Annotated in this window: 24 protein-coding genes; 17 read left to right on the forward strand and 7 right to left on the reverse strand. The window is 33.9% G+C overall.

Annotated elements, in window-relative coordinates; translation table 11 throughout:
- The 7 genes from LF845_RS09575 to htpG all read left to right on the forward strand — a co-directional run bounded on the left by LF845_RS09575 (position 1) and on the right by htpG (position 6,933).
- Positions 1 to 630, forward strand: coding sequence for a lysophospholipid acyltransferase family protein (locus tag LF845_RS09575; RefSeq protein ID WP_242820792.1), 630 nt, complete (start codon positions 1 to 3; stop codon positions 628 to 630).
- A 19-nt stretch (positions 631 to 649) separates the two neighbouring features.
- Complete coding sequence (locus tag LF845_RS09580) at positions 650 to 1,828, forward strand: 3-deoxy-D-manno-octulosonic acid transferase (RefSeq protein WP_242820793.1); 1,179 nt, start codon at positions 650 to 652, stop codon at positions 1,826 to 1,828.
- Positions 1,800 to 2,693 (forward strand): lysophospholipid acyltransferase family protein, encoded by an 894-nt coding sequence (locus LF845_RS09585; protein WP_242820794.1) that lies wholly within the window; start codon positions 1,800 to 1,802, stop codon positions 2,691 to 2,693. Before LF845_RS09580 ends, LF845_RS09585 begins: the two co-directional genes overlap by 29 nt.
- Positions 2,668 to 3,243: a D-glycero-beta-D-manno-heptose 1,7-bisphosphate 7-phosphatase gene (gene gmhB / locus LF845_RS09590; protein WP_242820795.1), complete on the forward strand. Its 576-nt coding sequence runs from the start codon at positions 2,668 to 2,670 to the stop codon at positions 3,241 to 3,243. Before LF845_RS09585 ends, gmhB begins: the two co-directional genes overlap by 26 nt.
- An 89-nt stretch (positions 3,244 to 3,332) precedes the next feature.
- Positions 3,333 to 4,364: a tRNA 2-thiouridine(34) synthase MnmA gene (gene mnmA / locus LF845_RS09595; RefSeq protein WP_242820796.1), complete on the forward strand. Its 1,032-nt coding sequence runs from the start codon at positions 3,333 to 3,335 to the stop codon at positions 4,362 to 4,364.
- Positions 4,348 to 5,067: an ATP-dependent sacrificial sulfur transferase LarE gene (larE, locus tag LF845_RS09600; RefSeq protein ID WP_242820797.1), complete on the forward strand. Its 720-nt coding sequence runs from the start codon at positions 4,348 to 4,350 to the stop codon at positions 5,065 to 5,067. Before mnmA ends, larE begins: the two co-directional genes overlap by 17 nt.
- A 9-nt stretch (positions 5,068 to 5,076) precedes the next feature.
- Positions 5,077 to 6,933 (forward strand): molecular chaperone HtpG, encoded by a 1,857-nt coding sequence (gene htpG, locus LF845_RS09605; RefSeq protein WP_242820798.1) that lies wholly within the window; start codon positions 5,077 to 5,079, stop codon positions 6,931 to 6,933.
- Positions 6,934 to 7,029: 96 nt separating this feature from the next.
- Here htpG and coaE read toward each other — a convergent pair whose 3' ends face one another.
- Entirely contained in the window at positions 7,030 to 7,656 is a 627-nt protein-coding gene (coaE, locus tag LF845_RS09610; protein WP_242820799.1) for a dephospho-CoA kinase, read from the reverse strand.
- Between the two features lie 509 nt (positions 7,657 to 8,165).
- On the opposite strand from coaE, the gene LF845_RS09615 reads away from it, so the two are divergent.
- From LF845_RS09615 to LF845_RS09630, 4 genes are read left to right on the forward strand one after another with little or no spacing between them, the layout of a single operon-like run.
- On the forward strand, positions 8,166 to 9,194 hold the full coding sequence (locus tag LF845_RS09615; RefSeq protein WP_242820800.1) for a tetratricopeptide repeat protein: 1,029 nt from the start codon (positions 8,166 to 8,168) through the stop codon (positions 9,192 to 9,194).
- Positions 9,187 to 10,182, forward strand: a complete 996-nt coding sequence (locus LF845_RS09620) for a GspE/PulE/PilB domain-containing protein (RefSeq protein WP_242820801.1) — start codon at positions 9,187 to 9,189, stop codon at positions 10,180 to 10,182. The genes LF845_RS09615 and LF845_RS09620 overlap by 8 nt, the downstream gene beginning before the upstream one ends.
- Entirely contained in the window at positions 10,175 to 11,233 is a 1,059-nt protein-coding gene (locus LF845_RS09625) for a type IV pilus twitching motility protein PilT (RefSeq protein ID WP_242820802.1), read from the forward strand. Before LF845_RS09620 ends, LF845_RS09625 begins: the two co-directional genes overlap by 8 nt.
- Positions 11,233 to 12,792 carry an NFACT RNA binding domain-containing protein gene (locus LF845_RS09630; RefSeq protein ID WP_242820803.1) on the forward strand — a complete coding sequence of 520 codons (1,560 nt, stop codon included), beginning with the start codon at positions 11,233 to 11,235 and terminating at the stop codon, positions 12,790 to 12,792. Before LF845_RS09625 ends, LF845_RS09630 begins: the two co-directional genes overlap by 1 nt.
- A 1-nt stretch (position 12,793) precedes the next feature.
- On the opposite strand, the gene LF845_RS09635 is transcribed toward LF845_RS09630, so the two are convergent.
- The 6 genes from LF845_RS09635 to rpmB all read right to left on the reverse strand — a co-directional run bounded on the left by LF845_RS09635 (position 12,794) and on the right by rpmB (position 21,466).
- Positions 12,794 to 14,848, reverse strand: coding sequence for a TRAP transporter permease (locus LF845_RS09635; RefSeq protein WP_242820804.1), 2,055 nt, complete (start codon positions 14,846 to 14,848; stop codon positions 12,794 to 12,796).
- A 57-nt stretch (positions 14,849 to 14,905) separates the two neighbouring features.
- The gene (locus LF845_RS09640) at positions 14,906 to 15,907 is read right to left on the reverse strand and encodes a TAXI family TRAP transporter solute-binding subunit (RefSeq protein ID WP_242820805.1); all 1,002 of its coding nucleotides are present in this window, start codon (positions 15,905 to 15,907) and stop codon (positions 14,906 to 14,908) included.
- A gap of 173 nt (positions 15,908 to 16,080) precedes the next feature.
- Positions 16,081 to 18,306: a carbamoyltransferase HypF gene (gene hypF, locus LF845_RS09645; protein WP_242820806.1), complete on the reverse strand. Its 2,226-nt coding sequence runs from the start codon at positions 18,304 to 18,306 to the stop codon at positions 16,081 to 16,083.
- Complete coding sequence (locus LF845_RS09650) at positions 18,306 to 19,757, reverse strand: TrkH family potassium uptake protein (RefSeq protein WP_242820807.1); 1,452 nt, start codon at positions 19,755 to 19,757, stop codon at positions 18,306 to 18,308. Before LF845_RS09650 ends, hypF begins: the two co-directional genes overlap by 1 nt.
- Position 19,758: 1 nt before the next feature.
- Positions 19,759 to 21,102, reverse strand: a complete 1,344-nt coding sequence (gene trkA, locus LF845_RS09655; RefSeq protein ID WP_242820808.1) for a Trk system potassium transporter TrkA — start codon at positions 21,100 to 21,102, stop codon at positions 19,759 to 19,761.
- A 172-nt stretch (positions 21,103 to 21,274) separates the two neighbouring features.
- The gene (gene rpmB, locus LF845_RS09660; protein WP_242820809.1) at positions 21,275 to 21,466 is read right to left on the reverse strand and encodes a 50S ribosomal protein L28; all 192 of its coding nucleotides are present in this window, start codon (positions 21,464 to 21,466) and stop codon (positions 21,275 to 21,277) included.
- A 94-nt stretch (positions 21,467 to 21,560) separates the two neighbouring features.
- On the opposite strand from rpmB, the gene LF845_RS09665 reads away from it, so the two are divergent.
- Genes LF845_RS09665 through LF845_RS09690 form a run of 6 tightly spaced genes read left to right on the forward strand, consistent with a single transcriptional unit; the run spans position 21,561 to position 25,912 of the window.
- Complete coding sequence (locus tag LF845_RS09665; protein ID WP_242820810.1) at positions 21,561 to 21,767, forward strand: DUF1858 domain-containing protein; 207 nt, start codon at positions 21,561 to 21,563, stop codon at positions 21,765 to 21,767.
- On the forward strand, positions 21,748 to 22,617 hold the full coding sequence (locus LF845_RS09670) for an MBL fold metallo-hydrolase (protein ID WP_242820811.1): 870 nt from the start codon (positions 21,748 to 21,750) through the stop codon (positions 22,615 to 22,617). The genes LF845_RS09665 and LF845_RS09670 overlap by 20 nt, the downstream gene beginning before the upstream one ends.
- A complete protein-coding gene (gene trmB / locus LF845_RS09675; RefSeq protein WP_242820812.1) occupies positions 22,602 to 23,270 on the forward strand; it encodes a tRNA (guanosine(46)-N7)-methyltransferase TrmB in 669 nt (222 codons plus the stop codon). The genes LF845_RS09670 and trmB overlap by 16 nt, the downstream gene beginning before the upstream one ends.
- Entirely contained in the window at positions 23,267 to 24,502 is a 1,236-nt protein-coding gene (locus LF845_RS09680; protein ID WP_242820813.1) for an NfeD family protein, read from the forward strand. The genes trmB and LF845_RS09680 overlap by 4 nt, the downstream gene beginning before the upstream one ends.
- Positions 24,486 to 25,685, forward strand: coding sequence for a TIGR04013 family B12-binding domain/radical SAM domain-containing protein (locus LF845_RS09685; RefSeq protein WP_242820814.1), 1,200 nt, complete (start codon positions 24,486 to 24,488; stop codon positions 25,683 to 25,685). The genes LF845_RS09680 and LF845_RS09685 overlap by 17 nt, the downstream gene beginning before the upstream one ends.
- The gene (locus tag LF845_RS09690; protein ID WP_242820815.1) at positions 25,664 to 25,912 is read left to right on the forward strand and encodes an HP0495 family protein; all 249 of its coding nucleotides are present in this window, start codon (positions 25,664 to 25,666) and stop codon (positions 25,910 to 25,912) included. Before LF845_RS09685 ends, LF845_RS09690 begins: the two co-directional genes overlap by 22 nt.
- The last annotated feature ends 22 nt before the right edge of the window (positions 25,913 to 25,934 follow it).

Below are 25,934 nucleotides of genomic sequence, written 5' to 3' on the forward strand. Positions count from 1 at the left end.
ATGGAAAAATTTTTATTTTCCCTGGCATATTTTATAATAAAGGCCTACTCCTCTACCTTCAGATATAAGGAGTACGGCACTGAAAATTTACTCTCATTAAAAGGGAAAAGAATCGTCTATGCTATTTGGCATGGGCAACTTTTCCCCTTTGTATATCTTTACAAACAAAAAAACATAATTACTATAGTTTCAGAAAGTAAAGATGGAGAAATTGCAGCAAAACTCTTGAATAAATTCGGATTTGATACTTCAAGAGGCTCATCCTCAAGAAATGGAACAAAAGCTATAATAGGCTGCAAACGTATAATGGTAAAAAACAATCTAAATGCTGCAATTACAATTGACGGACCAAAAGGACCAAGGCTTGTTGCAAAACCCGGAGCTGTTTTTCTTGCCAAAATAACAGACCAGGTCATAATACCTGTTGTGTGCCACGCCAAAAAAGTATTCAAGTTTAACAGTTGGGACAAATTCATAGTCCCTTACCCATTTTCTAAAATAGAAGTATTTTATGGCAAACCTATTATCGTAGATAAAGATACTTCCAAAGAAAGTATTGATTCTTCCCTTGAAGAATTACAAAAAAGTATGTTAGAGTTGACTCGTGAAAATTCTCCTGATTTTTTATAATATCCTACTTATTGCGCTTTTGCCGTTAATCTTGCCAATCGGATATCTTGTGGCTCTGAAAAGGAAAGAGGAAAAATGGTATTTTGAAAGATTTGGATTTATCCTTTTTAACAAAAAACCTGAAAAAACCATTTGGATTCATTGTGCAAGCGTCGGAGAAGTCTTAAGCGTCAAATCATTAATTGAAAAAATCAAAAAGGAAATGCCCGACTATGATATAGCATTATCAACTGTAACAGCCACAGGTAAAGATGTCGCAACAAAAAACCTCAATGCAGATTTTATATTTTTACTTCCATTAGAAAATTATTTTGCCATCAAGTATCTTACATCATATCTAAATACAAAATATTTTTTGATTATCGATACAGAGCTTTGGCCAAATCTGATATTTGCTGCTCAAAAAAACGCAAAACTTATCCTCGTCAACGGCAGACTTTCGGAAAGAAGTTACCCTAAGTATAAGCTATTTAAACCTATTTTTAAAAAACTATTAAACAGTTTCGAACATATTTTTGCAAAAAGTAAAACAGATGCCGAAAGACTTGCCGATATTCTTGATAATAAAGATAAAATATCCGATATTGGTAACATAAAAGTAGTAAATATTGAATCACCTAAAAGTAACTTTGATTTAAATGGTAAAATATTTCTTGCTGCAAGCACACATCAGGGGGAAGAGACTTTTATAAAAGATATTTTTGAAAAGGTTAGCGATAAATTTGACCACCTTGTATTAGCTCCAAGGCACTTAAATAGGGTAGAGGAAGTTTTTACAATATTTTCAGAATCCTTTGAAACATCACTTTTGTCAGAAGGTAGGCAAACAAAAGTTATCATTGTAGACAGTTTTGGAATATTAAAAAATCTATACAGCTGTGCTGAAAAAGTCTTTGTAGGCGGCTCTATCACAAATGTAGGCGGGCATAATATTTATGAAGCCTTAATATTTAAAAAAGTAGTTGCCGTAGGTAAGCATATGCAAAATTTTACAGAAATTTTCGAGCTTGCTCAAAAATACAATCTTGTCTTTACTGTAGAAAGTGAAGCTAACATGATACAATACCTGAATACAGAAAAATTTGAAAATGCCGACTTTGAAGGCTTTATTGCAGAGGCTAAGGCAATTGCCGAAAAACCAATAAACGAAATTGTAAATTTTTTGAAAAATGAAAATACTGATTCTAATACTATCTAATATATTTGAATCTTTGAGTTATAACTCTCTCATAAAGACAGGCCGTTTTTTAGGTATTGTAGCATACTATCTACTACCAGGTAGGAGAAGGATTGCTGTAAAGAATGCCGAAATAATAGGTGCTTTCAACCCAAAAAAAGTCGCCAAAGAAAGTTTTAAAAACTCTTTTTCAGCCTTTCTTGAAATTTTTCATACAAAAAAGATAGATAAAAACTTTCTTGAAAAGAATGTAGAATTTAGCGCAGAAACGGAGCAAAAATTATCAGATTTTAACAAAAATTACGGCTCTTACTTTGTAGCAGGTGCCCATTTAGGCTCCTGGGAACTGGTAGCAAAAATTTTCTCCCTCAAGTACGGAAAACAAACATGCATTGTGGGAAGAAGGATAAAAAATAAAAATGTAGATGATTTAATTAGAAAATTCAGGGCAGATGAAAATATCATTTATCTTAGCCATAGAAATATTGCATTTGAAATAGCAAAGATTGCAAATCAAGATACGGTAATCGGCACACTCCTTGACCACAGTGCGTTGGGGAAAGATGCAATTTACGTAGACTTTTTTGGGCATAAAACTTCATTTATTGCCGGAATTCCAATCCTTTCTGTCAAAAAAAATATCCCAATTATCCCTCTATTTTGCGTAAGAGAAAAAAACGGAAAATTAAAATTTGTCAGCTACGACCCTATTCTACCTGATAACACATTAAAACCAAAGGAAAGAATACTTGACGTAGCCAGAAAAATTAATATGGTTTATGAAGACATAATAAAAAAATATCCGGAACAGTGGTATCTTATTCACAAAAGATTTAAACGGGTAAAAAAAGATGAGAGTGATGAAAAAACCTACAGTCTTTATTGACAGAGACGGAACAATTAACAGAGATGCGGGCTATATTAACAGCTTGGATAACTTTGAGGTTTACCCTTTTGCCCCGCAAGCAATCAAACTGTTAAAAGATAACGGATATTTGGTTGTGATAATTACAAATCAGGCAGGTATAGCAAGAGGTATATTTACAGAAAACTTTTTGGAGAAAATTCATAATAAAATGAGAAAGATTTTACAAAAAAATGGTACAGATGTTGATGGAATATTTTACTGCCCACACTACAAGGGCTCTAAAATGCCGGAATATGCTATTGACTGCGATTGTAGAAAACCAAAAATTAAAATGATCGAAGATGCAATTAAAACTCTACCTATTGACAGAGATAGCATGTATATGATCGGTGATAAATATACAGATATTCAGATGGGGATAAATGCAGGGTGCAAGACAATCATGGTAAAAACCGGCTACGGTGCAGGTGAAATTGAAAATGATTACCACAACTGGCCGAAAAAACCTGATTTTATTGCGGATAATCTGCTATTGGCAACACTTTCTATTTTAAACAAAAAAATTTAAATACCAATAATTAAATCACATGTTTCCTGTTTATGGGTATAATTAAGTAATACAAGATATAGATACAATAAAGAGTTACAGGAGTTATTATGAGTAAAAGAGTTGTAGTTGCCATGAGTGGTGGTGTTGACAGCTCACTGTCAGCATATCTAATGAAAGAAAAGGGGTACGAAGTAATAGGTATAACACTAAAGCTTTTTGACGGGCAAGAGCAATATCTTTCTGATGCTGAGAAAATGGCTAAAGAGATTGGAATACAATGGCACTTGGCCGACTACTCCAATGAATTTAAAAGGGACATTATAAACTATTTTATCAGCACCTACAGGCGCGGCAAGACACCAAACCCTTGTGCTTATTGCAACAGATTTGGTAAATTTAATTATCTGCATAGTGAAATGCTTAAATACAATTGCGAGAAAATTGTAACGGGGCACTATGCCAGAAAAATATATATTAACGAAAAACCATTTGTAGCAAAAGGTTTAGATAAGAAAAAGGACCAATCTTATTACCTGACACTTTTAGAAAATTATCAGTTGGAAGTAATCGAATTTCCTCTCGGAGAGATGGATAAATTTACAGTAAGAAAACTCGCCGAGCAATACGGGCTAAGCGTCCACGATAAAAAAGACAGTCAGGACGTTTGTTTCTTAGAAGGGGGAGATTACAGGGATTATCTTAAAAATAAGATTAATGAGAACAAGTTCAAAACAGGTGACTTCATTCTTGACGGAAAATCTCTCGGAAAACACAATGGCATAGAGCTTTACACAGTAGGACAGCGAAAAGGTTTAGGGCTTTCATATCATGAACCTTTATATGTTAAGAGTATCGACCCTATAACAAATAACATTATCCTCTGCAGAAAAACGGACAGCGATATAAAAGGGGTAAAAATTAGAGATACGGTTTTTCATACAGACAAAAAAATATTTAAAGCAAAAGCAAAGCTTAGATACAGAATGAGAGAAGAAAGTTGTCTTGTAGAAATACACCCGGAAAACAGGGCATTTCTTCTTTTTGACAGACCTCAATCTTTCCCTGCCCCTGGGCAAATAGCAGCTGTTTATGAGGATGACATACTTGTTGGCGGGGGATTTATTGAAGACTTTTTTTAACAGATTTAAAAGTGCTATTGTAGCATTAAGCGGTGGAGCTGATAGTGCTGCCGTTTTAAAACTTGTCAGTGAACATTTACCGTTAGAAAATATTTTAGCGGTTACCTGTGTAAATTCTCATGTTTTCCGCTATGAAATTGAAAATGCAAGACTGATAGCTGATACCATTTGCATAAACTGGAAACCGTTTTATATTGACTACGATGACAACTTTATAAAAAATGGCGAAGAAAAATGCTATTACTGCAAAAAAAGTATATTAGCTCATATCAATATAATTAAAGAGTCTGAAAAATTTGATGTAATCTTTGATGGCACAAATCTGGATGATTTAAATGACTACAGGCCGGGGGTGAAAGCTATCAGTGAATACAATGTGTTATCCCCTCTAAAAGAGCTAAGACTTACAAAAGCAGATTCGTTTCAGATTGTAAACAAAGTATTCAAAAACATCTATTTCCATGACGAGTCTTGCATAGCTACAAGGATATTAAATAAACACATACAAACCGAAGATATTGTAAAAATAGAAAAAATTGAGGACAAATTGAGGGATACTTATCCCGGCATAAGGGTTAGAGTCGGAGATAATATAAAAGTTGAGTTTAAAAAACTTAGAAAACTTGATAAAACAGATATTGAATTTTTAGAAAAAATTATTAAATTTCACTACGCCGACAAACATATACAAATAAATTATTAAGGAGGAGCAATGGCAACTGAAAAATTCGAATTTAAGGCTGAAGTAAAAGAGCTGCTAAACCTTGTAATCAACTCTTTATACTCAAACAGGGATATTTTTTTAAGAGAGCTTATCTCAAACGCATCTGATGCTATTGATAAAGCAAGATATTTAAGTTTAACCAATCAAATTAAGCTAAACTCAAATAACTTTAAAATTAAAATAACCCCGAATAAAGAGAAAAAAACACTCACAATTTCAGATAACGGTATCGGGATGAGTAAAGATGATGTGATTAACAATCTTGGCACAATAGCCAAATCAGGCACAAAAGAATTTATGGAAATGATAAAGAAAGTTAAAGAGACAGGGGATATAAACTTAGTCGGTCAATTTGGCGTGGGATTTTACTCCGCATTTATGGTTGCAGACAAAATTGATGTAATTTCCAAAAAGGCAGGAGAAGATACGGCAGTAAAATGGTCTTCAAAAGCTGATGGAAATTATGAAATTGAGCCTGCTGAAAAGGGAGACTCCGGAACCGATATTATTCTTCATCTCAAAGATGATGCTCATGAATATCTTGACGAATGGAAAATACGAGAAATCGTCAAAAAATATTCAGATTACATTGAATATCCTATTGTAATGGAAGTTGAAAAAGATAAAAAGGTTGAAGAGGAAACTCTTAACTCTATGAAAGCAATCTGGATGAAAGATAAATCGGATATCAAAGAGGATGAGTATAAAGAATTTTATAAGCATATATCCCACGACTTCAATGACCCCTTAGACTATATTCATTTCAAAGCTGAAGGGACGCTTGAGTTTACCGCACTGTTGTATATCCCGTCCAAAAGGCCTTTTGATATTTACTATAAAGAATACAAAATGGGACCAAGTCTTTATGTGAAAAAAGTGCAGATTATGGATGCATGTGAAGATTTAATCCCGACATATTTAAGGTTTGTAAAAGGGGTCGTGGAATCTAATGACCTGCCACTAAATGTATCAAGAGAAATGCTGCAAAATAATAGGATTGTAACTCAGATAAGAAATAATATAACCAAAAAGATATTGGGCAAGTTGGAAGATATTAAAAAGAATGATTTTGAAAAATATGAAAAATTTTACAAAGAGTTTGGAAATGTCCTAAAAGAAGGGATTCATTATGATTTTGAAAGAAAGGAAGAGATTGCTAAACTAATGATATTTAATTCATTACAAAATGAAGACAAAAAAATTGATTTTGACACATATATTGAAAATATGGCTGAAAACCAAAATGAGATTTACTATATTACAGGCGATTCTCTTGAAGAAATAAAACAATCCCCTCATCTTGAATATTTCAAAGACAAGGGGATAGATGTAATATTTATGACAGATGAAATAGATGGAATAATTATGGGCGCCCTAATGGAATACAAAAAGAAAAAAGTTAAATCCATATTAAAGGGTGATCTTGAAGTTGATGAGAATATCAAAAAAGAGAAGGAAGAAAAAGAGAAAGAATACAAAGATTTATTAGAAAGGATTAAGGACGATTTGAAAGACTACATCTCTGACGTAAAAGCGGGTGTCAGGCTCAAAAATTCCCTATGCTGCCTTGTGGGGGATGAAAATGAAATGGATGAAACAATGAAAAGGCTGCTCGAGTCATTAGGGCAAGCTGCTCCTAACTCTAAAAGAATCCTTGAAATTAACCTTTCTCACCCTGTAATGCAAAAAGTAAAATCGCTATATGAAGTTGACCCAAAGAGCTCTAAAATCAAAGAATACAGCCAGTTGATTTATGACCTGGCACTAATTTTAAATGGGGAAAAACCGGTAGACCCATCGAACTTCGCTTCAAAAATATCCGAATTTATGGAGAAAAATATTTAAGGTACCTTGCAAGGTATGTTGTGAATAATTAAGGGACATGTGAAAAGATTTAGAATAACAGCCCCCGAAAGGGGGCATTTTTTGTTACTTCTTCCTTTATTTCTTTTTTAGCTGCCTTTGGCAATATTTATAAATTTTTATGGCTTCAAACACTCTATCCACTTCCGATTTAGTAAACTCCAAATCTCTACTGTTATCAACAATAAAGTCGGCATATTTTATTTTCTCCTCAATCGGCATTTGGGATTTAATTATCTTCATTGCCAAATCTTTATCAATCCCATCCCTCTTTAACAGCCTTTGTAACTGTGTTTCTTCATCAACATATACTACCATCACAGCATCAAATCTATCGTAAGTATTTTTCTCTATAATCAATGCAGCTTGAGTCAAAATTATCGCCTTATCGTCCTTCCCTTTAATATTTGAAACAAGCTTTTTTTCATATTCTAAAATTGCAGGGTGAACAATCTTTTCTAATGCTTCTTTTTTTTCAGGCTCATTAAAAACAATCCCTTTCAATTTTACCCTGTCAATGTTTCCATTATTATCAAGGATGTTGTCGCCAAAATATTCAACTACACCATTATATGCCGACTCACCCTTGCTCATAACTTTTCTGCTGACTTCATCTGCATCAATAGTGTAACAACCGAGCTCTGCAAACATTTTAGCTACCGTACTCTTGCCGGAAGCAATATTTCCCGTCAAACCGATATACACAATATTCTACCTTTCTGCTCAAATTTAAAAAAACTGTTAAAAACTCTATATTATGGAATAGATCATATTTGTATAGTTTCTATCTCTTTTATTTTATAAAAATCTTTAACATTTGAAATTCGGTTACTCATATGCAATTCTTCGTATGTCCTTATTATCAAATTCTCCCTTCAAATTTACAGTCTTAATAACCGCTATTTTAGCTTTACTTTTTTTTAATTACCTTAAGATATTCTTCAATTTTATACAAATTTTCTTCAGACATAGAATCTATCTCTTTTTTTATCTTCTATTTCAATTCCATTTAATAATCTCCATAGATTTGGTTACAAACTCTTGTTATTAAATAATCCTTAACATAACAAATCTATTGCCTGTAATATACTATGTCAACATTTCTTTATTCAAAATATTCTTATTTTTTAATTGTATTTCTTTAAAAAGAGGGAAAATATAAAACACTCAAAACTAAAATTTGACAAAATTTCATTTTCCTATAAAACAAACTCATGCAGAAAATTAAAAATAAATCCGGTTTTTTCTCAAAAAGACTTTTTGAAAAAATTGAGTATCTGATTGGTGAATATGAATTTGATACTGCAGAAAAGATGCTCAAAAGGCTCTTGTCAAACACTAATTATGATAACAAGTCAAGGGCTTCCTTTTACTCGCTTCTCGGGAAAATAAGATACCTTACTGGGCAATTCAGTGCCGCAAAAAGATATTTTAATACTGCCCTCAAACTTCATCCGGGCTGTTATGAAGCAAATTACAATCTTGCCAATGTTTATATGTTTGAGCAAAATACAACAATGGCCGCAAAATTAATTAATACCAATTTAAAACTAAACCCCGGCAACACAAATATACTTATTCAGCTCATGTGGAGCTATGTACTTTCAGGAAATAATAAAAAAGCTGATGCTCTTTACAAAAAGCTTGTAAAAGAAAAGAAACTCGAACCTCAAAGTTTTGCAGATTTGGCAATGGCTTACGTTTCCAAAGGCCATTTTGAAAATGCAAGAAAAATAATATTTGTAGCACTTGGAAATTTTCCGGATAGCTATATCGCCGAAGATACCCTTTATGAAATCAATGAAATTGAAAAAAATTACAAAGACTATCGAAAAGAAATCTTCTTTAAAAATATCGGGCGAATCAATTTTCTGCCGCAGACTTACACTTCAGCTCTCAGAATGATTGTAGAAGGGATGTCTTTAAGAGGTTATTTCAGGTTTGAAATAGAAAAAGCAGCGGAATTTCTCATATTTCTAAATAATGAAAAATTTGAATATTTAAACCCAAAACTTCTCGCCGCTGTGATAGAATATAATATATCCATCTGTATCGGGGAAGAAGAAAATATGAGAAATATTATTCTAAACAGTTATAAGGTAAATAAAAAAACTCTTACAGAGCTTATGCAACAGGTTAACCTTATAGCCGCCAACAAAAATTATGAATTATGTGACGAAATATTAAGTGAGTATGATGAACAATTTGGCAATGAGGAGCCTTTTGGAGATGACAATGAATAGAAAAAATCTGGGAGATCTGCTTCTAGAATACAAACTTATAACTCAGGATGATTTAGATGAGGCTTTAAGATTGCAAAGTAAAGGTGAAAAAAAAAGAATTGGTGAAATATTAGTAGAGCTTGGAAAGGTAGCAGAAGATGACATACAGTACCTTATAAGCAAACAGCTCAATATCCCGTTTATATTTTTGAGAGATATTACTCTTGATGATGATTTAATAAAAAAATTCCCTAAAGACTTTCTTATTAACAACAGAATTATCCCACTTTATGAAACAAACAATGAAATTTCTGTCGCCACAAACGACCCTTTCAATTTCGAGGCCATTAACAAATTTAAAGAAATTACCGGAAAAGATGTAAATGTTTCGGCTTGCTCTTCAAAGGATATTTTGGAAAAGTTGCAGCATATTAAATACTTTTATTTAGGACAGCTTGTTGAAAGTCTTGACAGTCTCATAAAAAATTTAAAAAAATCCGGATTTTATCGTATAGATTTCATCTTTGATAAAACTTTAAAGATTAACATCTCAGGCTCTTTTGCATTTCAAAAAATATACGATTTAAATATAGGTCAGATTGCCCCTGAGGAAATATTGAAATATTTCCAAAAATTTGAATATGGGTACTTTTATGAATTATTCACTAATACAAATAGTTTTATACTTTTTATCTACCCGATTTTAGAGCTTTCAAATATAGTATTTATAAACAAATTTGGAATATTTCCTGACAAAATGCCACTTTTTACTGACCTGAATTACTGGGGGAAATTAAATATTTTTAAATCCGAGCTACCTAAGGTAGGCTATAATTTCATTCCTTTTAAACAGTTTATGCAAGGTGAAAATATTATTAATTTAATTGATAATGTTAGTGGTAGTCTGCCGGAAGGGGTAATGCTGCCTGTTTTGTGTGAATCATGCAAAGGGGCAAAATGTGAAAACTGCAATCACTTGGGCTACAGCTTTGAGGTGAAACATGGCTAAAATAGATGCTTTCTTCAAATATATGATTGAAAATGATGCAAGTGACCTTCATTTGAGTGCCGGATGTAAACCTAAAGTGAGAAAGCATGGTGAATTAGAAGAGATAAAATATCAGGAATTGACAAACGATATACTTAAAGTGCTCCTTTTTGAAATCATTACCGAAGAGCAAAAAAAGAGATTTCTCGAAAAAAAAGACCTTGATTTTGCCTATGAAATGCCGGGGGTAGCAAGATTCAGAGCAAACTATTTTTATCAAAAAAGGGGGCTTGGAGCTGTTTTTAGAATAATCCCTTCAAAAATATTATCAGCTCAAGACTTAGGACTTCCTGAAAGTATATTGCGTTTTACAAAATTGTCCAGAGGGCTTGTTTTGGTAACAGGTCCAACAGGAAGCGGAAAATCCACAACACTTGCAGCAATGATAGATTATATTAACTCCACAAGAAAAGACCATATATTGACAATTGAAGACCCGGTGGAATTTGTCCATGTAAATAAGGGATGTCTTGTAAATCATAGAGAAGTCTCTACTCATACAGAATCTTTCAGCACCGCATTAAGAGCTGCATTAAGGGAAGACCCAGATGTGATTTTGGTAGGTGAGATGCGTGACCTTGAAACAATTGAACTTGCCATTACAGCTGCAGAAACAGGGCATTTGGTATTTGGCACACTTCATACAAATTCAGCAGCCAAAACAGTTGACAGGATAATAGATGCTTTTCCTGCAGGTCAGCAAGCACAAATAAGGACAATGCTCTCCGAATCTTTAAAAGGTGTAATTTCACAACAATTACTTAAAAGATGCGATAAACCTGGACGAGTTGCAGCACTTGAAATACTATTTGTAAACAGTGCTATTGCTAACCTGATAAGAGAAGGGAAAACATTCCAGATACCTTCCATGATTCAAACAGGCAAAGGGGATGGGATGCAGCTTATGGACCAGTCAATTATGGACTTTTTAATGCAGAAAATAATCAGCCCTGAAGAGGCATATCTTAAAGCAAACGATAAAAAATCTTTTGAACGATTCTTAAATAGCTGATGGATGGACTATCTCTTTTTAAAATTAAAAACTACATCAACAAGCACTATATCCCTTGTGAATTAAATGCCGTTTATCAGACTGATGGGGGTATACTCCTTGATATTTACAAAGATAAAAAAGAAACTATTCTGTTTGATGTGAAAAATAATATTCTCCTTTTTAATCCCGATGTTTCAAAATTATCAAAGCTAAGTTTTTTTAACAAGAAACAGGCAATTCTTGAAGTAAGTCAAAGAGGTTATGACAGAATATTAGAATTGAAAATTGCAAGCAGAAAACAAAGTGGCAAAATTGAGTACTTTTACCTTATAGCAGAGTTTATTGGGGGGAACTCTAACTTTTTTATCCTGAATGAAAACAGAAAGATAATATTCAAATTATCAGAAAACAATGTGGATAAAGATAGAGATATATCTATAGGTGCTACTTACCAATATTTTAAAAGAAATAAAATATTTACATTAGATACCGTTAAGCCTGAAAAATTAAAAACATTTAATGACCTCGAAGGTTTTTACCCTGCAACTTCACGCTTTGCAGATATATTATTTGAAAAAAAAGGGTATGAACATACCATTAAAATAATAAAAGATTATCTAAGCAATGAACATCTTTACATTGATAACAAAAGAAAATTTTATCCTTTTATGATAAAAGATACATTACAAGAGATTAAAATATCTTCATTAACCCCAAAAAATGAATATAAAAATGAAGAAAATACGCTGAAAAACAAGCTTTTAAGTCTAATCGCCAAGAAAATTACAAAAGAGGAAGTGCTTTTAAAAAAGTTAAAAGGGGAATTATTAAAAGCGTCTGAATATGATAAATTTAGACTTGAAGCTGAAATATTAAAATCCAACTATCATCTGATTAAAGATAGAAAAGGGGTTATCACAGTCAATCATTACACTGAGGACGGTATCGCGGATATAACTATAGATACTGATAAAATAGGCAATATTGACCAAGCAATTCAAAAGTTATTTGAAAGATACAAAAAGCTCAAAAGAAGTATTACTCCCCTTGAAAATAGAATATTAGAAATAGAGTCAAATATTTTGAGCCTTAGAGAGGAGGAGTTTAATATAGAAAACGCTACTTCACAAGAGCTTGCACTAATATATCAATCATATTTTAACCAAAAGAAAGAGGTCAGAAAAAAGGAAATAGTTGAGCGTATCAAGAAGCTAATCTACAAAGGTTATGAAATACTTATCGGGAAAAACAGTAAGTCTAACCATGAGCTTGTCTTTCACATAGCTTCAAATACTGACATATGGATGCATGCACAAAAAATACCTTCAGCTCATATTATAATTAGAAATAATACAGTATCCGAAATCCCGGAAGATGTTTTATTTTTTGCAGGTAGGATTACGGCATATTTTAGCAAAGCTAAAAATGATAAAAAAGTAAATATCGACTACACTCTTAAAAAATATGTAAAAAAACCCCCCAAAACAAAGGAGGGCTTTGTAATTTACTCAAATTTTAAAACTATTACCGTTGAGCCATTGACCGAAAAAGAAGCTCTTGAGTTATCACTAATCTAAATTATACTTCTGCAGGGGTATATTTGTCTTTGGTCTTTTTCAGGTAAAGCCACACAAGGATAGAAATAACCATTCCTGCAATATTTGTATAAGTTTCAGGCCAAAATAGCAACCAAGCAGCAATACCAAGTATTATTCTCTCAACCCAATTTATTTCTCTGACAAAATATCCTTCAAAAAATGTTGCAAAGATAAAAAGACCTAATGTACCGGTAATAATATTTTCAATTGTTGTTATCAAAGGTCCCTGAAATAAGATAGCAGGCTCATAAATAAACATCAGTGGAATAATATACAGCCCTTTGGCCAGCTTCCACGATTCAATCCCTGTTTCAAGTGGTTTACTCCCTGCAATCCCCGCAGCAGAATAAGCTGCCAAGCATACAGGTGGAGTAACATTTGCATCTTGAGAATACCAGAAAATCAAAAGATGTGATGCAAGTAGTGCCCCCATTGCCACATCAGGCGGCACAAGCGCTGTCATCTGCTGCACAACATTTGGGTCTAGAGCCATCTCCGGAGTAAGACCAAAATGGGCAATTAGATAATCTTTCATCAAAAGAGATACAAGCGATGGTGCAGCAAGCACAGCCAAAACGATGTATGACGCTGTTACAGGTAATCCCATCCCAAGTATCAAGGAGGCAAGTGCAATTAGTAAAATTGTAAAAAATATGTTGTCACCTGCGATTGAGGTAATCATCATTGAAAATTTAACACCCATACCAACCATTAAAACTATCCCAACAATAATACCTGAGCAAAGCAATATTACACCGGTAGTAACCATATTCCTTGCACCCATATAAAGAGCATCCAATATATCCTTAAATCCCATTCTTGTCTTTGGATTAAACCAACTTGAGACGACAACTGCTAAAATACCCATTGATGCGGCATAGGTTGGTGTGTAACCTTTGACAAGTAAAAACATGAGAACAAAAATAGGTATAAAGAAGTTCCAACCACTTTTCATCACCTCTCTAAACTTTGGCAATTCATCCTTTGGAATAGGTTTTATCCCCCTCTTTTTAGCCCTTAAATGGATGAAAAAAGCAACGCTCAAAAAATACATAATAGCGGGGATAAAGGAAACTGCCACAATCGTAAGGTAAGATATCTGAGTCCACTGCGCCATAATAAAGGCACCCGCACCCATAATAGGTGGCATCAACTGCCCACCTGTACTTGCAGCCGCCTCAACACCACCTGCAAATTTAGGGCTAAAACCTATCTTCTTCATCATAGGTATAGTTATCGAGCCTGTCCCAACAGTATTTGCAACGGCGCTTCCTGAAACAGAACCCATAAGTCCGCTCGCAAATACAGCCATTTTTGCAGGCCCTCCAGTAGTGTGCCCCATAAGGGAAACAGCCAGATTAATAATAAATTCTCCAGCTCCAGATTTTATAAGAAATGCAGCAAAAAGCACAAATAAGAAAACAAATGTAGAAGAAATTGTTGCAATCGTACCAAATAGCCCGTCAGGAGCAAAATACATCCTGTATAAAAGTCGCTCTATAGTTACACCGGGGAAATTCCACATCCCGGGGATCATTTTTCCTAAAAAAAGTGAATAAGAAATAAAAATAATTGCAAGGACTGGAATTAGCCAACCTGAAGTCCTTCTCGTAATTTCCAACATTAAAATTATCGCTATACTCGCCGCAATCAAGTCCATAGTAACCGGTATTTCATTTCTTGCATGAAGTGCATCTTCAAAAAATACCAGATAAAGTCCAATTAAAAAAGAAAGTGTTGCCAAAATGTAGTCAAGTTTTAGTGTTTTATTAGCAAGAGTTCTACTTATAGGATAAATGAGAAACCCTAAGAATAGGACAAAGCCAAAATGTACTGCATTTCTCTGGATTTCAGGCATAATGCCAACTGTATTGACCCAAAGATGAAAAAGGGACATACATATACCAAAAATGTAAATAAATTTTTGCTGCTTTCCATCAAATACTCTTTGGACAGTTATCGCTTCACCGCTTGCATCCGTTTGAACACTATTTTCAACAATATCATCTTGTGTTTTCTTTTTGAAAAAAAACATGGCTTCTCCTTTTAAATAAATCTAAAAGGGAGGGGATTACCCCTCCACAAATTTGCATTACTTCAAAAGCTCTTGTGGTATATCAAGCCCTACCTCTTTGTAATATTTTGCAGCGCCCGGATGAAGAGGCACAGGAAGCCCGTCTAAAGCTTCTTTGATATTCATTGCTGTTGTTGCTTTATGAATATTATTTAAAAATGGAAGATTTTCATAAATTGTTTTGGTAATCTTGTAAACGACATCCTCAGGCAAATCTTCTCTTACTGCCAAAAAGTTAGGCTGAGCAATTGTCTTAATTTCAGTTTTTTGACCGGGATATGTGCCTGCAGGGATAGTGTATCTTACCCAAATAGGATATTTAGCTCTAATTTGCTTAAGCTGCTCATCAGTAAAATCTAGCACTTTTACTTTATCTGCACCCATTTGTGCATAAAGCTGAGTAATTGAAGATACAGGGACACCTGCAGGAATGTTTGCCCCGCCTATACGGTTGTCCATCATAGCCTGAACTGATGGGTTATACCCCAGATACTCAAGGTCAAGAGAATCAGGGTCAATACCTACAGCAGAAAGTATTGTTCTTCCTGAACCTTCTGTACCGCTACCTCTTTTACCGATTGAAAACTTTTTAGGAAAGTCTTTCAAGTCGATAATTGTGCCTGTCTTTACATATTTTGCCAAAATTGGAAAATGTTCAACATTTTTCCAAAGCATAGTAATTGACCTGAAAGACTTTACAGGTTTACCTTCATAAGGGCCAGTACCATTATAAGCATTCAAACCAAAAAGGGCTTGTAAAATAGCAAGGTCTGCTTCCTTGTTGTTTAACATCTGGATGTTTTCACCGGAACCGGCAGAGTTAATAGCAGTAGCCGTAATCTTATCTGTGTTTGCAAGCTTAATACTTAAAAGCGTTCCAATAGCAACACCAACCGGATAGTATGTCCCACCCGTAGTAGCCGTAGCAATTATAAGCCTCTGCTCAGCTCTTGCCTTACTAATACCAACTGTTAACGCAAAAACAAAAACTAACATTAAAGATAAAACTTTTTTTAACATACACATTCCTCCTTTTAAAAGTTAGTGAGTACATTGAAAAAAATATGCCAACAAAGAAACCCGTCAATAATGATTTTTAAACCAGATAAGAGCGTTTTTCGCTCATACAGTGAGCCATATTTGAGCATTAATTTATAGCAAATAATTAGAATAAGAGTGTAAATTAGTAAATATCAACCCACCATTTCACAATTTAGTAAATAATAATACACCTGCCCCAAAGAAATACAGGCGTCGTTTGATGGCACATTTTTGTGTAAAAACACTTGAAATTCTTGCTCTTCTAAAAGAGTGATCGTTTTTTTCAAAAGAAAAATATTTTGAAAAACACCGCCTGAAAGGCAAACCTTATCTATGTTATATTTTTTTCTTATCAAAGTGGCTGACTTTAGCACAATATGCGCTACTGTATTATGAAATTTTGTTGCAATTATTGGGATTTTAACTTCATTGATATAATCATTTATTACGGATTGAATTATATTTTTTATTTTTATTTTATTGCTATAAATTTCAAATTCATAAAACTCATTAATGATTTTACTGCATATCCCCTCAAGAGCAATAGCGGCATGAGCTTCAAACTCATTCTTTTCAATGCCAAGTAAAAATGCCCCTATTGCCTCAAAAAACCTCCCCATACTCGATGTTTCTATTACATTAACTTTATTTTCAATCATTTTCTTAATTAAACCGTACTCTTTCAACTGCTTATCATTTAGAAAGCCTGTGTCCATATTAAAATATGCCAGATATGATAAAAACATTCTGTAAGGATTTTTAATGGCAGCCTCACCTCCCGCAAGAGGTGTATATTCAAGATGAATTTCACGTGATAAGTTGCCTTTTTTTACAAATATTTCACCCCCCCAAATTTTGCCATCATCGCCAAACCCTACTCCATCAAAAATTATCCCCATAACATTATCTTTTAAGTTATTTTCAGCCATATTGGCAAACATATGGGCAACATGGTGTTGAACACTGTAAGTATCAACACCAAGAGTGCCTGCAAATTTTGTTGTAAAAAAATTTGGATGAAGGTCAGTAATTACTATTTCTGGTTTCACTTCAAACAGGTTTTTCATCCTGTTATAAACTTCTATGTAAAAATTCTGAGTTTCATAATTTTCCAAATCTCCAATATATTGACTTATAAATGCAAAATCACTTTTCAAGAAACATATCGAACTTTTAAGGTTTGCACCAAGCCCCGCTACCTGTATTTTCCTTTTATTGTCCATAACTACCGGCAGCGGTGCATACCCTCTGCTTCTTCTTAAAATATAAGGTTTATCTTTAACAAATGTTATAAGGGAATCATCTACTCTGTTTACAATATCCCTATTATTATGAATAAATAAGTCACACACATCTTTTAACATATTCTCCGCACTTTCACTATCTATTGCAATAGGCTCATCCTTTTTATTACCACTTGTGGCAATCAGAAAATCCCCATTAAACCTTTCAAACAAAAGTAAGTGAAGAGGAGTATATGCTTTCATAATTCCGATATTTTTGCCCAATGGATTGATGTGATAAAAATTATCATTCTCTATATACTTAATAACTATAGGTGCTATTCTGCTATCAAATAGTTTCTCCTCCTCTCTTGTTAGGTTAATTCCATATTTTAAAAGAGTATTTTTATCTTGTACCATAAGAGCAAAAGGTTTAAATTGCCTATTTTTAAACTCTCTTAACCTGTTTACCGCATCAAAATTAAAAGCATCACATACAATGTGATATCCACCAATGCCTTTAACGCCGATTATCTTCCCACTGTTTAAATAGTCTGCCGCCAAACTAATCACCTTATCCCCTTCAAAATTTTGAAAATACACTTTTGGACCACATAAGCGGCAACCGTTCGGCTGGGCATGAAATCTTCTATTTGTTACACTTTCATACTCATCCTTACAAACATCACACATATTAAAATTTTTCATAGAAGTGTTTAATCTGTCATAGGGAATATTTTCAATAATTGAGTATCTTGGACCGCAATTTGTGCAATTTATAAAAGGATACAAGTACTTATGATGATTCTTTTCAAAAAGTTCTCGCCTGCAGTCATCACAAATTGCAGTGTCAGGGGAAACAAACGTCACCCCTTCACAAACAACTGATTCTTTTATAAAAAACTTATCAAATTTTTCATCACTGATAATCTCTTCAACATTATAATCAAATATGTATGCTAAAGGTGGAAGATTATCCAATATTTCATTTAAAAAGCTCTCTCCGGCTTCAACGGAAGACTCTAAAACTATTTCAACTCCATTTGTATTGTTGGAAACAAAGCCTTTGAGATTATGCTGTAGCGCGAGATTGTAAACAAAAGGGCGAAAACCTACCCCTTGCACAATACCTCGAATAGATATACGACAAGTCATTATTTTTTCCAAAAGTAAGGGAAGAATATCACCAAAAATGTATAAATTTCAAGTCTTCCTGCTATCATGGCAAAACTTAAAACCCATTTGATAAAGTTGGTAAAAAACGCGTAATTTTCGGTAGGCCCCACTTTACCAAACCCGGGTCCAATATTACCTACGGTAGCAAGTGCGGCTGTAAAGGATGTCAGTATGTCTTCGCCTGTAAAGGAAACGATTAAAGTAACAACAAGAATTGTAAATATATATAAAAAGAAAAAACCTGAAATGGCATAAACAATATCTTTTTTTATGGCGTTCCCCGAAATTTTTAAAATAAACACACCTCTTGGATGTAAAAGATACTTCATTTCATTGAGCCCCTGTTTTAAAAGGGTAACGATTCTTAAAACCTTAATCCCTCCACCTGTGGAGCCGGTACACCCGCCTACAAACATTAAGGCAAAGAGTATCACCTGAGAAAAATATGGCCATTTTTCATAATCAGCCGAAGCAAAACCTGTTGTGGTCAAAATTGTGGCTGTTTGAAAAAAGGCATGCCTGAGACTTTCTTTTAAAGTTGGATAGTAGTTGTCATATAAATTTGCCGCTATCAGTAATGAGGATACTACGAAAATAGCCACATAAGCTCTTAACTCACTGTCTTTTAACAAAAATTTAAATCTCCCTGTAATAAACCTGAAATGCAGTGCAAAGTTTACTCCCGCAAGAAACATAAAAATTGTAACCACTACCTCCACAAATGGGGAATTAAGTCCTGTAACACTCGCATTTTTGGTAGAAAATCCGCCCGTTGCCATCGTTGCAAATGCGTGGGTTATGGCATCAAAAAAACTTACACCTCCAAACATCATTAAAGCTGTCTGAAGCAAAGTCAGCCCAACATATATGCTCCACAATATTTTTGCAGTCTCGGCTATTCTTGGGGAGAGTTTATCAACGGTAGGTCCCGGTGCTTCTGCCTTTACAAGCTGTAATCCACCTATTCCTAAAATTGGTAAAATAGCGACTGTCAATACAACAATACCCATCCCGCCAAGCCAATGTGTCAAAGCACGCCAAAGAAGTGCGGACTTTGCCATCCCCTCTATATCTTCAAGTATTGTTGCCCCTGTTGTAGTAAATCCCGACGCTGTTTCAAAGAAAGCATCCGTAAATGTCTTTATTTCACCACTTAAATAAAATGGTATAGCACCTATAAATGAGATTGCAATCCAGCTTAGAGTTACAAGAAGAAATCCATCTTTTATCCCTAAATTAGGTTTTACACGGTTAGATATAAATTTGTATAAAATCCCACCAACAGCAGCAAAAAAAACAATCGTCTTTAAAAATGCTATCGCTACATTGTACTCGCCATAATAAACAGCAGTGCAGGCAGGAATAATCATAAATACTGAAAGAACAATAATAAGTACAGAAATTACTCTAACTACACTTAACAGATTCATATTAAACTATTACTGACTCTTCAAGTTTCTTAATTGATTCTTTTTTTGCAAATACTATGACATTATCACCGGGCTTTATTTCAAAATCACCCCCAGGGATATAATCGTCATAGTTTCTATTCACGGCGACAATGAGTGTTTTCTCCGGAAGGTGTAATTCTTTAACAAGCTTATTTGCTATTGAGCTTCCCGGGGAAACTTTAAACTCTATTGCCTCAGCCATACCATCAAAAATTGTATGGACAGCCTTTATATTTCCTCGTCTGATAAACCTTAAAACAGCACTTGCAGAGCTTATTTTTGGACTTATCGTAGCATCTATCCCTAAATTTCTTGATATCTTAAGGTAATTAGCTTTGTTCACCAGTGCAATAGCTCTTTTTATCCCAAGAGTTTTGCCATAAACCGCAGTTAATATATTTAATTCTTCTTTATCGGTAGTTGTAATAATCAAATCGTGTTCATCAAGCTGCTCATCTTCAAAGATAGAATCATCCGAAATATCACCGTGCAGAACAGTTACATCAGGAAACTTTTCAGCCAAATTTTTGCAAACATCATAATCATTATCGACAACAGTAACAGACCTTCCTCGAAAGCTTAATGATTCTGCCACTTTACTGCCTATACTTCCTGCACCGACAATAAGCACCTTTTTTATCTTTTTACTTTTAATACCACTCTTTTGTAAAAATTGATAAATACTCTTTTTGGTGCCAACAGCAAAAAGGTGATCATTACTTTTAACAATCGTTTCTCCATGAGGAATAATTATATCTTCATCCCTTAAAATACCTGCAATAAGAAAGTCATCATTTACAAGCTGTCTTATCTCTTTGATACTTTTCCCATCAAGATTACATTCTTCATCTACAAAGACATCTCTAAACTGAACATCCAAGTCCTCAAAAGAGAAGACATCTGTAGTTGCACCATGCTCAACAGTTTTTACAATAGACTTGGCCGCTTCAAATTCAGGGTTAACGGCAAAGTCAATCCCAATCTTTGTCTTGGTAAACATCCTCGTTTTACCATATTCAAGATTACGCACACGAGCAAGCTTTACCGGCACATTAAATTCATTTGCCACCACAAAACAGGAAATCATATTTACTTCATCAGAATTTGTTACGCTGATAAATATATCCGCCTGCTCAATCCCTGCCTGTTTTAAAGTATCTATGTTAGTCCCTTCACCGGTCAAAACAAGACAATCCAAGTGGCTCGAGGCTCTTTTAGTCTTTTCGGAATCTTTATCTATAAGAATAACATCTTTCTTTTCAAGAATTAACTGCTCTGCGATATTGTATCCTACTTCACCTGCGCCTACAATAACAACTCTCAATTTGCACCTTCTAACTTTTGATAGGAAAATATTATACACATATTAAAATAAAGATAAATGGTTTTTAAAGCTACAATCACCCTACTCTTCGAACTTATATAAAAGAAAGGTTTAGCCATTTTAGGCGATATAGACTTTAAGAAGGAAAAATGCCTGCATAAGGTGCAGGCATCTAAGCTTTTTTGACTTTGCCGGCCTTAAGACATTTGGTACAAACTTTCTTTCTGACAACAGAACCGTCAGTTTCCACAACTCTTACTTTATGAACGTTAGGATAAAATACCCTTTTAGATACGTTGTGGGCGTGACTTATTGTATTTCCAAACATAGGGCCTTTTCCACAAATATCACACTTTCTTGCCATTTTAAGGTCCTCCTATATATTTCTTGATTTTGAGAAGACGGAATGCTAACATAAATACTATAAAATAATCAAGTCTTTTTTTAAGGAGGATTCTATGCTTGATAAAAATATGAAGATTTCGGATGTTTTAAAAAAGTACCCTAAATGTGTAAAGGTTTTCAATAGTCTCAATATGGGCTGTATCAGCTGTATGGGGATTCAAACTGAAACCCTTGAAAAAGGGTGCCTTATGCACGGATTAGATGTAAATGTTTTGATTAAAGAGTTAGAAAAATTCATAAATGAAAATTACAAAGCTTAATGATATTTTTGTAATCGACTCAGGTGCCTTAAATACAGTTTTTATTGATACAGACAGTGGTGTAACCTTATTTGACACCTGCCTGAATGTCGATACTGCAAAAAAACTAAATAAGGCTATAGGCAAGGATGTAGTAGCAGTTTTAAATACTCACTCCCATGCTGACCACATTGGGGGGAACAGCTTTTTTGAAAGCAGGTACGGCTGTAAGACTTACATTCACAAAAATGAATTGTCCTTTTGCTCACTTACTGAGCTTGAATCAGCACTTCTTTATGGTGGAGCATCATTCAAAAAGGCTAAAAGCAAATTTTTATGTGCCAAATCTATAAACAATGTTTCAACATTAGATAATCTTGAAAACAAGGATATTGAAGTCGTCGAGCTATTCGGACACTCCCCGGGACATTGCGGTTTTAAAATTAATAACACGCTATATGCAGGGGATGCTATTTTTTCTAAAGAAGTTATAGAAAAGCATAAAATACTCTATATTTATGACGTAAAAGAATACATTAACTCTCTTTATAAGCTCAAAGAGATAGAGTTTGAAAATATAATCTTCTGTCACAAAGGGATATTATCTAAAGACGAAGCAAATAGTCTCATTGATGAAAATCTTAATCATACTATAACCGTTGGCAATATGATTAGAGATACCTTAAAAAAGAGGCCACTTATCACGGGAGAAGATATATCTGCAGACCTTATGAAGGACTTAAATATCCCCTTTGAGATAGAATATTTCCTGCTTGTATCTTCTACAATAAAAGGTTATCTAAAGTACCTTGAAGATATTGAAAAAGTTGCTCCAGTAATAGACAATGGTGTAAAATGGAAACTACTTTAATTCGTTTAAAATTAGACTTCACAGACAAAATTTATGTCTTTTCCGATGAAATAAAGCCTCAAATAACCCCTTATGTAAAATATGATAAAATCGATTTTAAAGAGATATTCGGCAACGAAAACCCTGTCAATGTTGAGATAGGAATTGGCAACGGTGAGTTTATAGCACATTATGCAGCTCTCAATAAGAATGAAAATTTTATTGGATTTGAGGTTTATAAAAAAGTCATTAGAAAAGCCATCAAAAGATGTGAAAAACTTGATAGTAAAAATGTAAGGCTAATTCATTATGACGGAGCCTTTTTTGTAAATCTTTTTCCGGATAATAGCATTAATAATTTTTATATAAACTTTCCTGACCCGTGGCCCAAAAAAAAGCATAATAAAAGAAGACTATTAAAAACAGAGTTTCTACAGCTCTTATCGAATAAGCTTGCAAACGACGGGCATATCTTCATAGCCACCGACCACAACGACTACGGTGAAGAAATTTTAGAAAATCTGAAGCCCGTGCCACCATTAACTTCTTGCTTTGAAAAACCTTACGAAACAGACCTGATAGACTACTATCAAACAAAGTATTATAGAAAATTTGCTATCCCTGGGAAAATACATTTCTTTAAGCTTAAAAAGGTTTGTCGAGAGGTAATATGAAAAAGATTTTAGTATTTTTACTGTTTGTGCTATCAACCTCAACGCTATTTGCAAAAAATGTATACTTTATTGAAATAAAAGGGGTAATAAGCCCTTTTACAAGCAAATATATCAAAAATGCTATTGAACAGGCAGAAAAAGATTCCGGCTTTCTTGTACTTAAAATCGATACACCGGGAGGTGTCCTTGACTCTACAAGAAAAATTGTCCAGTATATTTTTGAAAGTAAGGTAAAAATCATATCTTTTGTCTCCCCGCAAGGGGCAAGAGCAGGCTCGGCAGGTACTTTTATCGTGTTGTCATCCGATATGGCTGTTATGGCCGAAGGGACAAATATTGGTGCTGCCCATCCGGTCAGTGTTACGGGGAAAGATATTGAGGGGGAGATAGGTAAAAAGGTTGAAAATGACACAGCTGCCTTCATAAAATCAATCGCTGAAAAGACAGGTCGCAATATTGATGCTGCTCTTGATACTGTGCTAAATTCAAAGAGTTATACTGCAAAAGAGGCTATAAAAAACGGACTAATTGACTATATTGCAAACTCTGACAGTGACATACTTGAATTAATAAAAAAAAAATACCATGAAAATAAATTAGACATTATATACATCAAACCAAACGTCTATGAAAAGATTTCCATATTTTTATCCGACCCCAATGTCTTAATCCTTCTTTTAATTATTGCAGTACTAAGTATTTTTTTAGAACTAAAAATGCCGGGGACGTTTGTTTTTGCGGGAATAGGAATCGTAGCAATTATTTTGTTTTTATTTGGCATAAATATTATCCCTTTAAATTATATGGCTCTTTTGCTAATATTGGCAGGGATAGCACTTTTGGCTCTTGAAATTTTTATCCCGAGCTTTGGACTTTTGACTATAGCTTCAATTATAAGTCTTATATTTGGAATGAAGCTGCTTTTCAATAAAGAGGGGAATATGGAAATTGGCATATCATATACCGTCATGGCAATCACAATTATTTTCATTATAACAATTGCTGTAATTATAGGAAGGCTAATACTCAAAGATTTTAGAAAAAAGCCTGAAACAGGTATGGAAAAGCTTATTGGAATGACTGCTATAGTAAAAGTTTGGGAAGGAAATAAAGGTAAGGTATTTATTAATGGTGAGTATTGGGATGCCATAGGGGAAGATAGTTTGAGCCCCGGAGAAGAGGTAGAAGTTTATAAATACAAGGATATGCTTCTATATGTCAAAAAACACTGATTTTATTTTTATACTTGATAAGTTTAACAGATTTTCAATACGTGCACTAATTTGTGCTTTTGAAAAATTTTTCCCTGAATACTCGTACTCTGTAGTAAATTTTGAAGATATTTTACAGTTGAAAGTAAAAAACAGTATGCTATTTTTCTCCTTTAACAGCCTTAACTTCAGTAAATACACCGACACGGTTTCATTATTTAAAAAGGATGGAAATATTTTAGTCTGTGGAGGTCCACACCCTTCAGCCAGACCTGAAAAAATGGCTGAATTGTTTGACTGTGTCTGTGTAGGAGAAGGGGAATTTGTGCTCAAAGATATTGTGCAGTCTCACCTTCAAGGAAGTTTGCAAAGAGGAATTTATAAAAGTAACACAAAAGTTAATCTTGATGAATTTGACGTCTATCCTAAAAAAGTATTAATGTTTGGTGCTATTGAAATAATGAGAGGGTGTCAGTACCGATGCAGTTATTGCCAAACCCCCGCACTTTTCCCCGGAAAGTTAAGGCATAGAAGTATAGAAAGTATATTAAGCAATATTCAATATTCATACAAGTATGAGAAAAAGGATTACCGCTTCATTTCTCCTGACGCGGCATCTTATATGTATGACAAAAATATAAATATCAATGCAATTTACGAGCTTTTAACAGGGATAAAAAAAGTTACCGAAAATAGAGCAAGAATATTTTTCGGCTCATTCCCTTCTGAAATAAATCCTTATTTTGTAAATGAAGACCTTGTAAAAATCTTAAAGGAATTTTGCTACAATAGACGAGTTGTAATTGGTTTGCAAACAGCCTCAAAAAGTCAGCTAAAAAGAATTAACAGATCTGAGGAAATTGATAAGGTTGAAAATACCATTGATATTTTTCTAAAGTACGGATTCAATGTAGATGTGGATTTTATATTCGGTCTCCCTTTTGAAACGGAAGAGACATTAAGTGAAACTTTTGCTTGGATTTCAAGCTGGCACAAAAAGGTAAGAATACATTCACACTACTTTATGCCTCTGCCTGGCAGTAAATGGGAAAATGAGTCACCTACGCCTATCCCTGACAAATTTATAAAAGAGATCAAAAAGTATGAAGGGAAGGGAAGAATTTTTGGGCAATGGCTGACTCAATTAAAGATTGCACAAAATATAGCAAATGAGGATAATATATGTCAAATATGCAAGATTTAATGAAATTTCCTTGCTTGCATACATTTAAAATAGTTGGGAAAAATAGCGATAACTTTAAAATATCGATCAAAGAACTATTTTTTGATGTTGATATACCTGAACCAAAAGCAAGCAGAGATGAAAATTTTATTAGCTATACTGTTACAGTAATGGTAAAATCATACGGAGAGCTTGAAAGTATTTACAAGGCAATAACAAACATTGAAGATTTGAAATTTTATTTATAGCCCCTTCTCAGGGTCGAATAAG

The organism is Deferrivibrio essentukiensis, from assembly GCF_020480685.1.
GTDB classification, from domain to species: domain Bacteria; phylum Chrysiogenota; class Deferribacteres; order Deferribacterales; family Deferrivibrionaceae; genus Deferrivibrio; species Deferrivibrio essentukiensis.

Excerpts from the sequence above, each read along its gene's own strand:
- htpG (WP_242820798.1), top strand. The coding sequence starts at position 5,077 with ATGGCAACTGAAAAATTCGAATTTAAGGCTGAAGTAAAAGAGCTGCTA.
- hypF (WP_242820806.1), bottom strand. The coding sequence starts at position 18,306 with ATGACTTGTCGTATATCTATTCGAGGTATTGTGCAAGGGGTAGGTTTT.
- LF845_RS09585 (WP_242820794.1), top strand. The coding sequence starts at position 1,800 with ATGAAAATACTGATTCTAATACTATCTAATATATTTGAATCTTTGAGT.
- LF845_RS09665 (WP_242820810.1), top strand. The coding sequence starts at position 21,561 with ATGCTTGATAAAAATATGAAGATTTCGGATGTTTTAAAAAAGTACCCT.
- LF845_RS09575 (WP_242820792.1), top strand. The coding sequence starts at position 1 with ATGGAAAAATTTTTATTTTCCCTGGCATATTTTATAATAAAGGCCTAC.
- LF845_RS09685 (WP_242820814.1), top strand. The coding sequence starts at position 24,486 with ATGTCAAAAAACACTGATTTTATTTTTATACTTGATAAGTTTAACAGA.
- LF845_RS09625 (WP_242820802.1), top strand. The coding sequence starts at position 10,175 with ATGGCTAAAATAGATGCTTTCTTCAAATATATGATTGAAAATGATGCA.
- LF845_RS09635 (WP_242820804.1), bottom strand. The coding sequence starts at position 14,848 with ATGTTTTTTTTCAAAAAGAAAACACAAGATGATATTGTTGAAAATAGT.
- LF845_RS09630 (WP_242820803.1), top strand. The coding sequence starts at position 11,233 with ATGGATGGACTATCTCTTTTTAAAATTAAAAACTACATCAACAAGCAC.
- gmhB (WP_242820795.1), top strand. The coding sequence starts at position 2,668 with ATGAAAAAACCTACAGTCTTTATTGACAGAGACGGAACAATTAACAGA.
- LF845_RS09680 (WP_242820813.1), top strand. The coding sequence starts at position 23,267 with ATGAAAAAGATTTTAGTATTTTTACTGTTTGTGCTATCAACCTCAACG.
- trmB (WP_242820812.1), top strand. The coding sequence starts at position 22,602 with ATGGAAACTACTTTAATTCGTTTAAAATTAGACTTCACAGACAAAATT.
- LF845_RS09650 (WP_242820807.1), bottom strand. The coding sequence starts at position 19,757 with ATGAATCTGTTAAGTGTAGTTAGAGTAATTTCTGTACTTATTATTGTT.
- LF845_RS09615 (WP_242820800.1), top strand. The coding sequence starts at position 8,166 with ATGCAGAAAATTAAAAATAAATCCGGTTTTTTCTCAAAAAGACTTTTT.
- LF845_RS09620 (WP_242820801.1), top strand. The coding sequence starts at position 9,187 with ATGAATAGAAAAAATCTGGGAGATCTGCTTCTAGAATACAAACTTATA.
- mnmA (WP_242820796.1), top strand. The coding sequence starts at position 3,333 with ATGAGTAAAAGAGTTGTAGTTGCCATGAGTGGTGGTGTTGACAGCTCA.
- rpmB (WP_242820809.1), bottom strand. The coding sequence starts at position 21,466 with ATGGCAAGAAAGTGTGATATTTGTGGAAAAGGCCCTATGTTTGGAAAT.
- LF845_RS09670 (WP_242820811.1), top strand. The coding sequence starts at position 21,748 with ATGAAAATTACAAAGCTTAATGATATTTTTGTAATCGACTCAGGTGCC.
- LF845_RS09690 (WP_242820815.1), top strand. The coding sequence starts at position 25,664 with ATGTCAAATATGCAAGATTTAATGAAATTTCCTTGCTTGCATACATTT.
- LF845_RS09640 (WP_242820805.1), bottom strand. The coding sequence starts at position 15,907 with ATGTTAAAAAAAGTTTTATCTTTAATGTTAGTTTTTGTTTTTGCGTTA.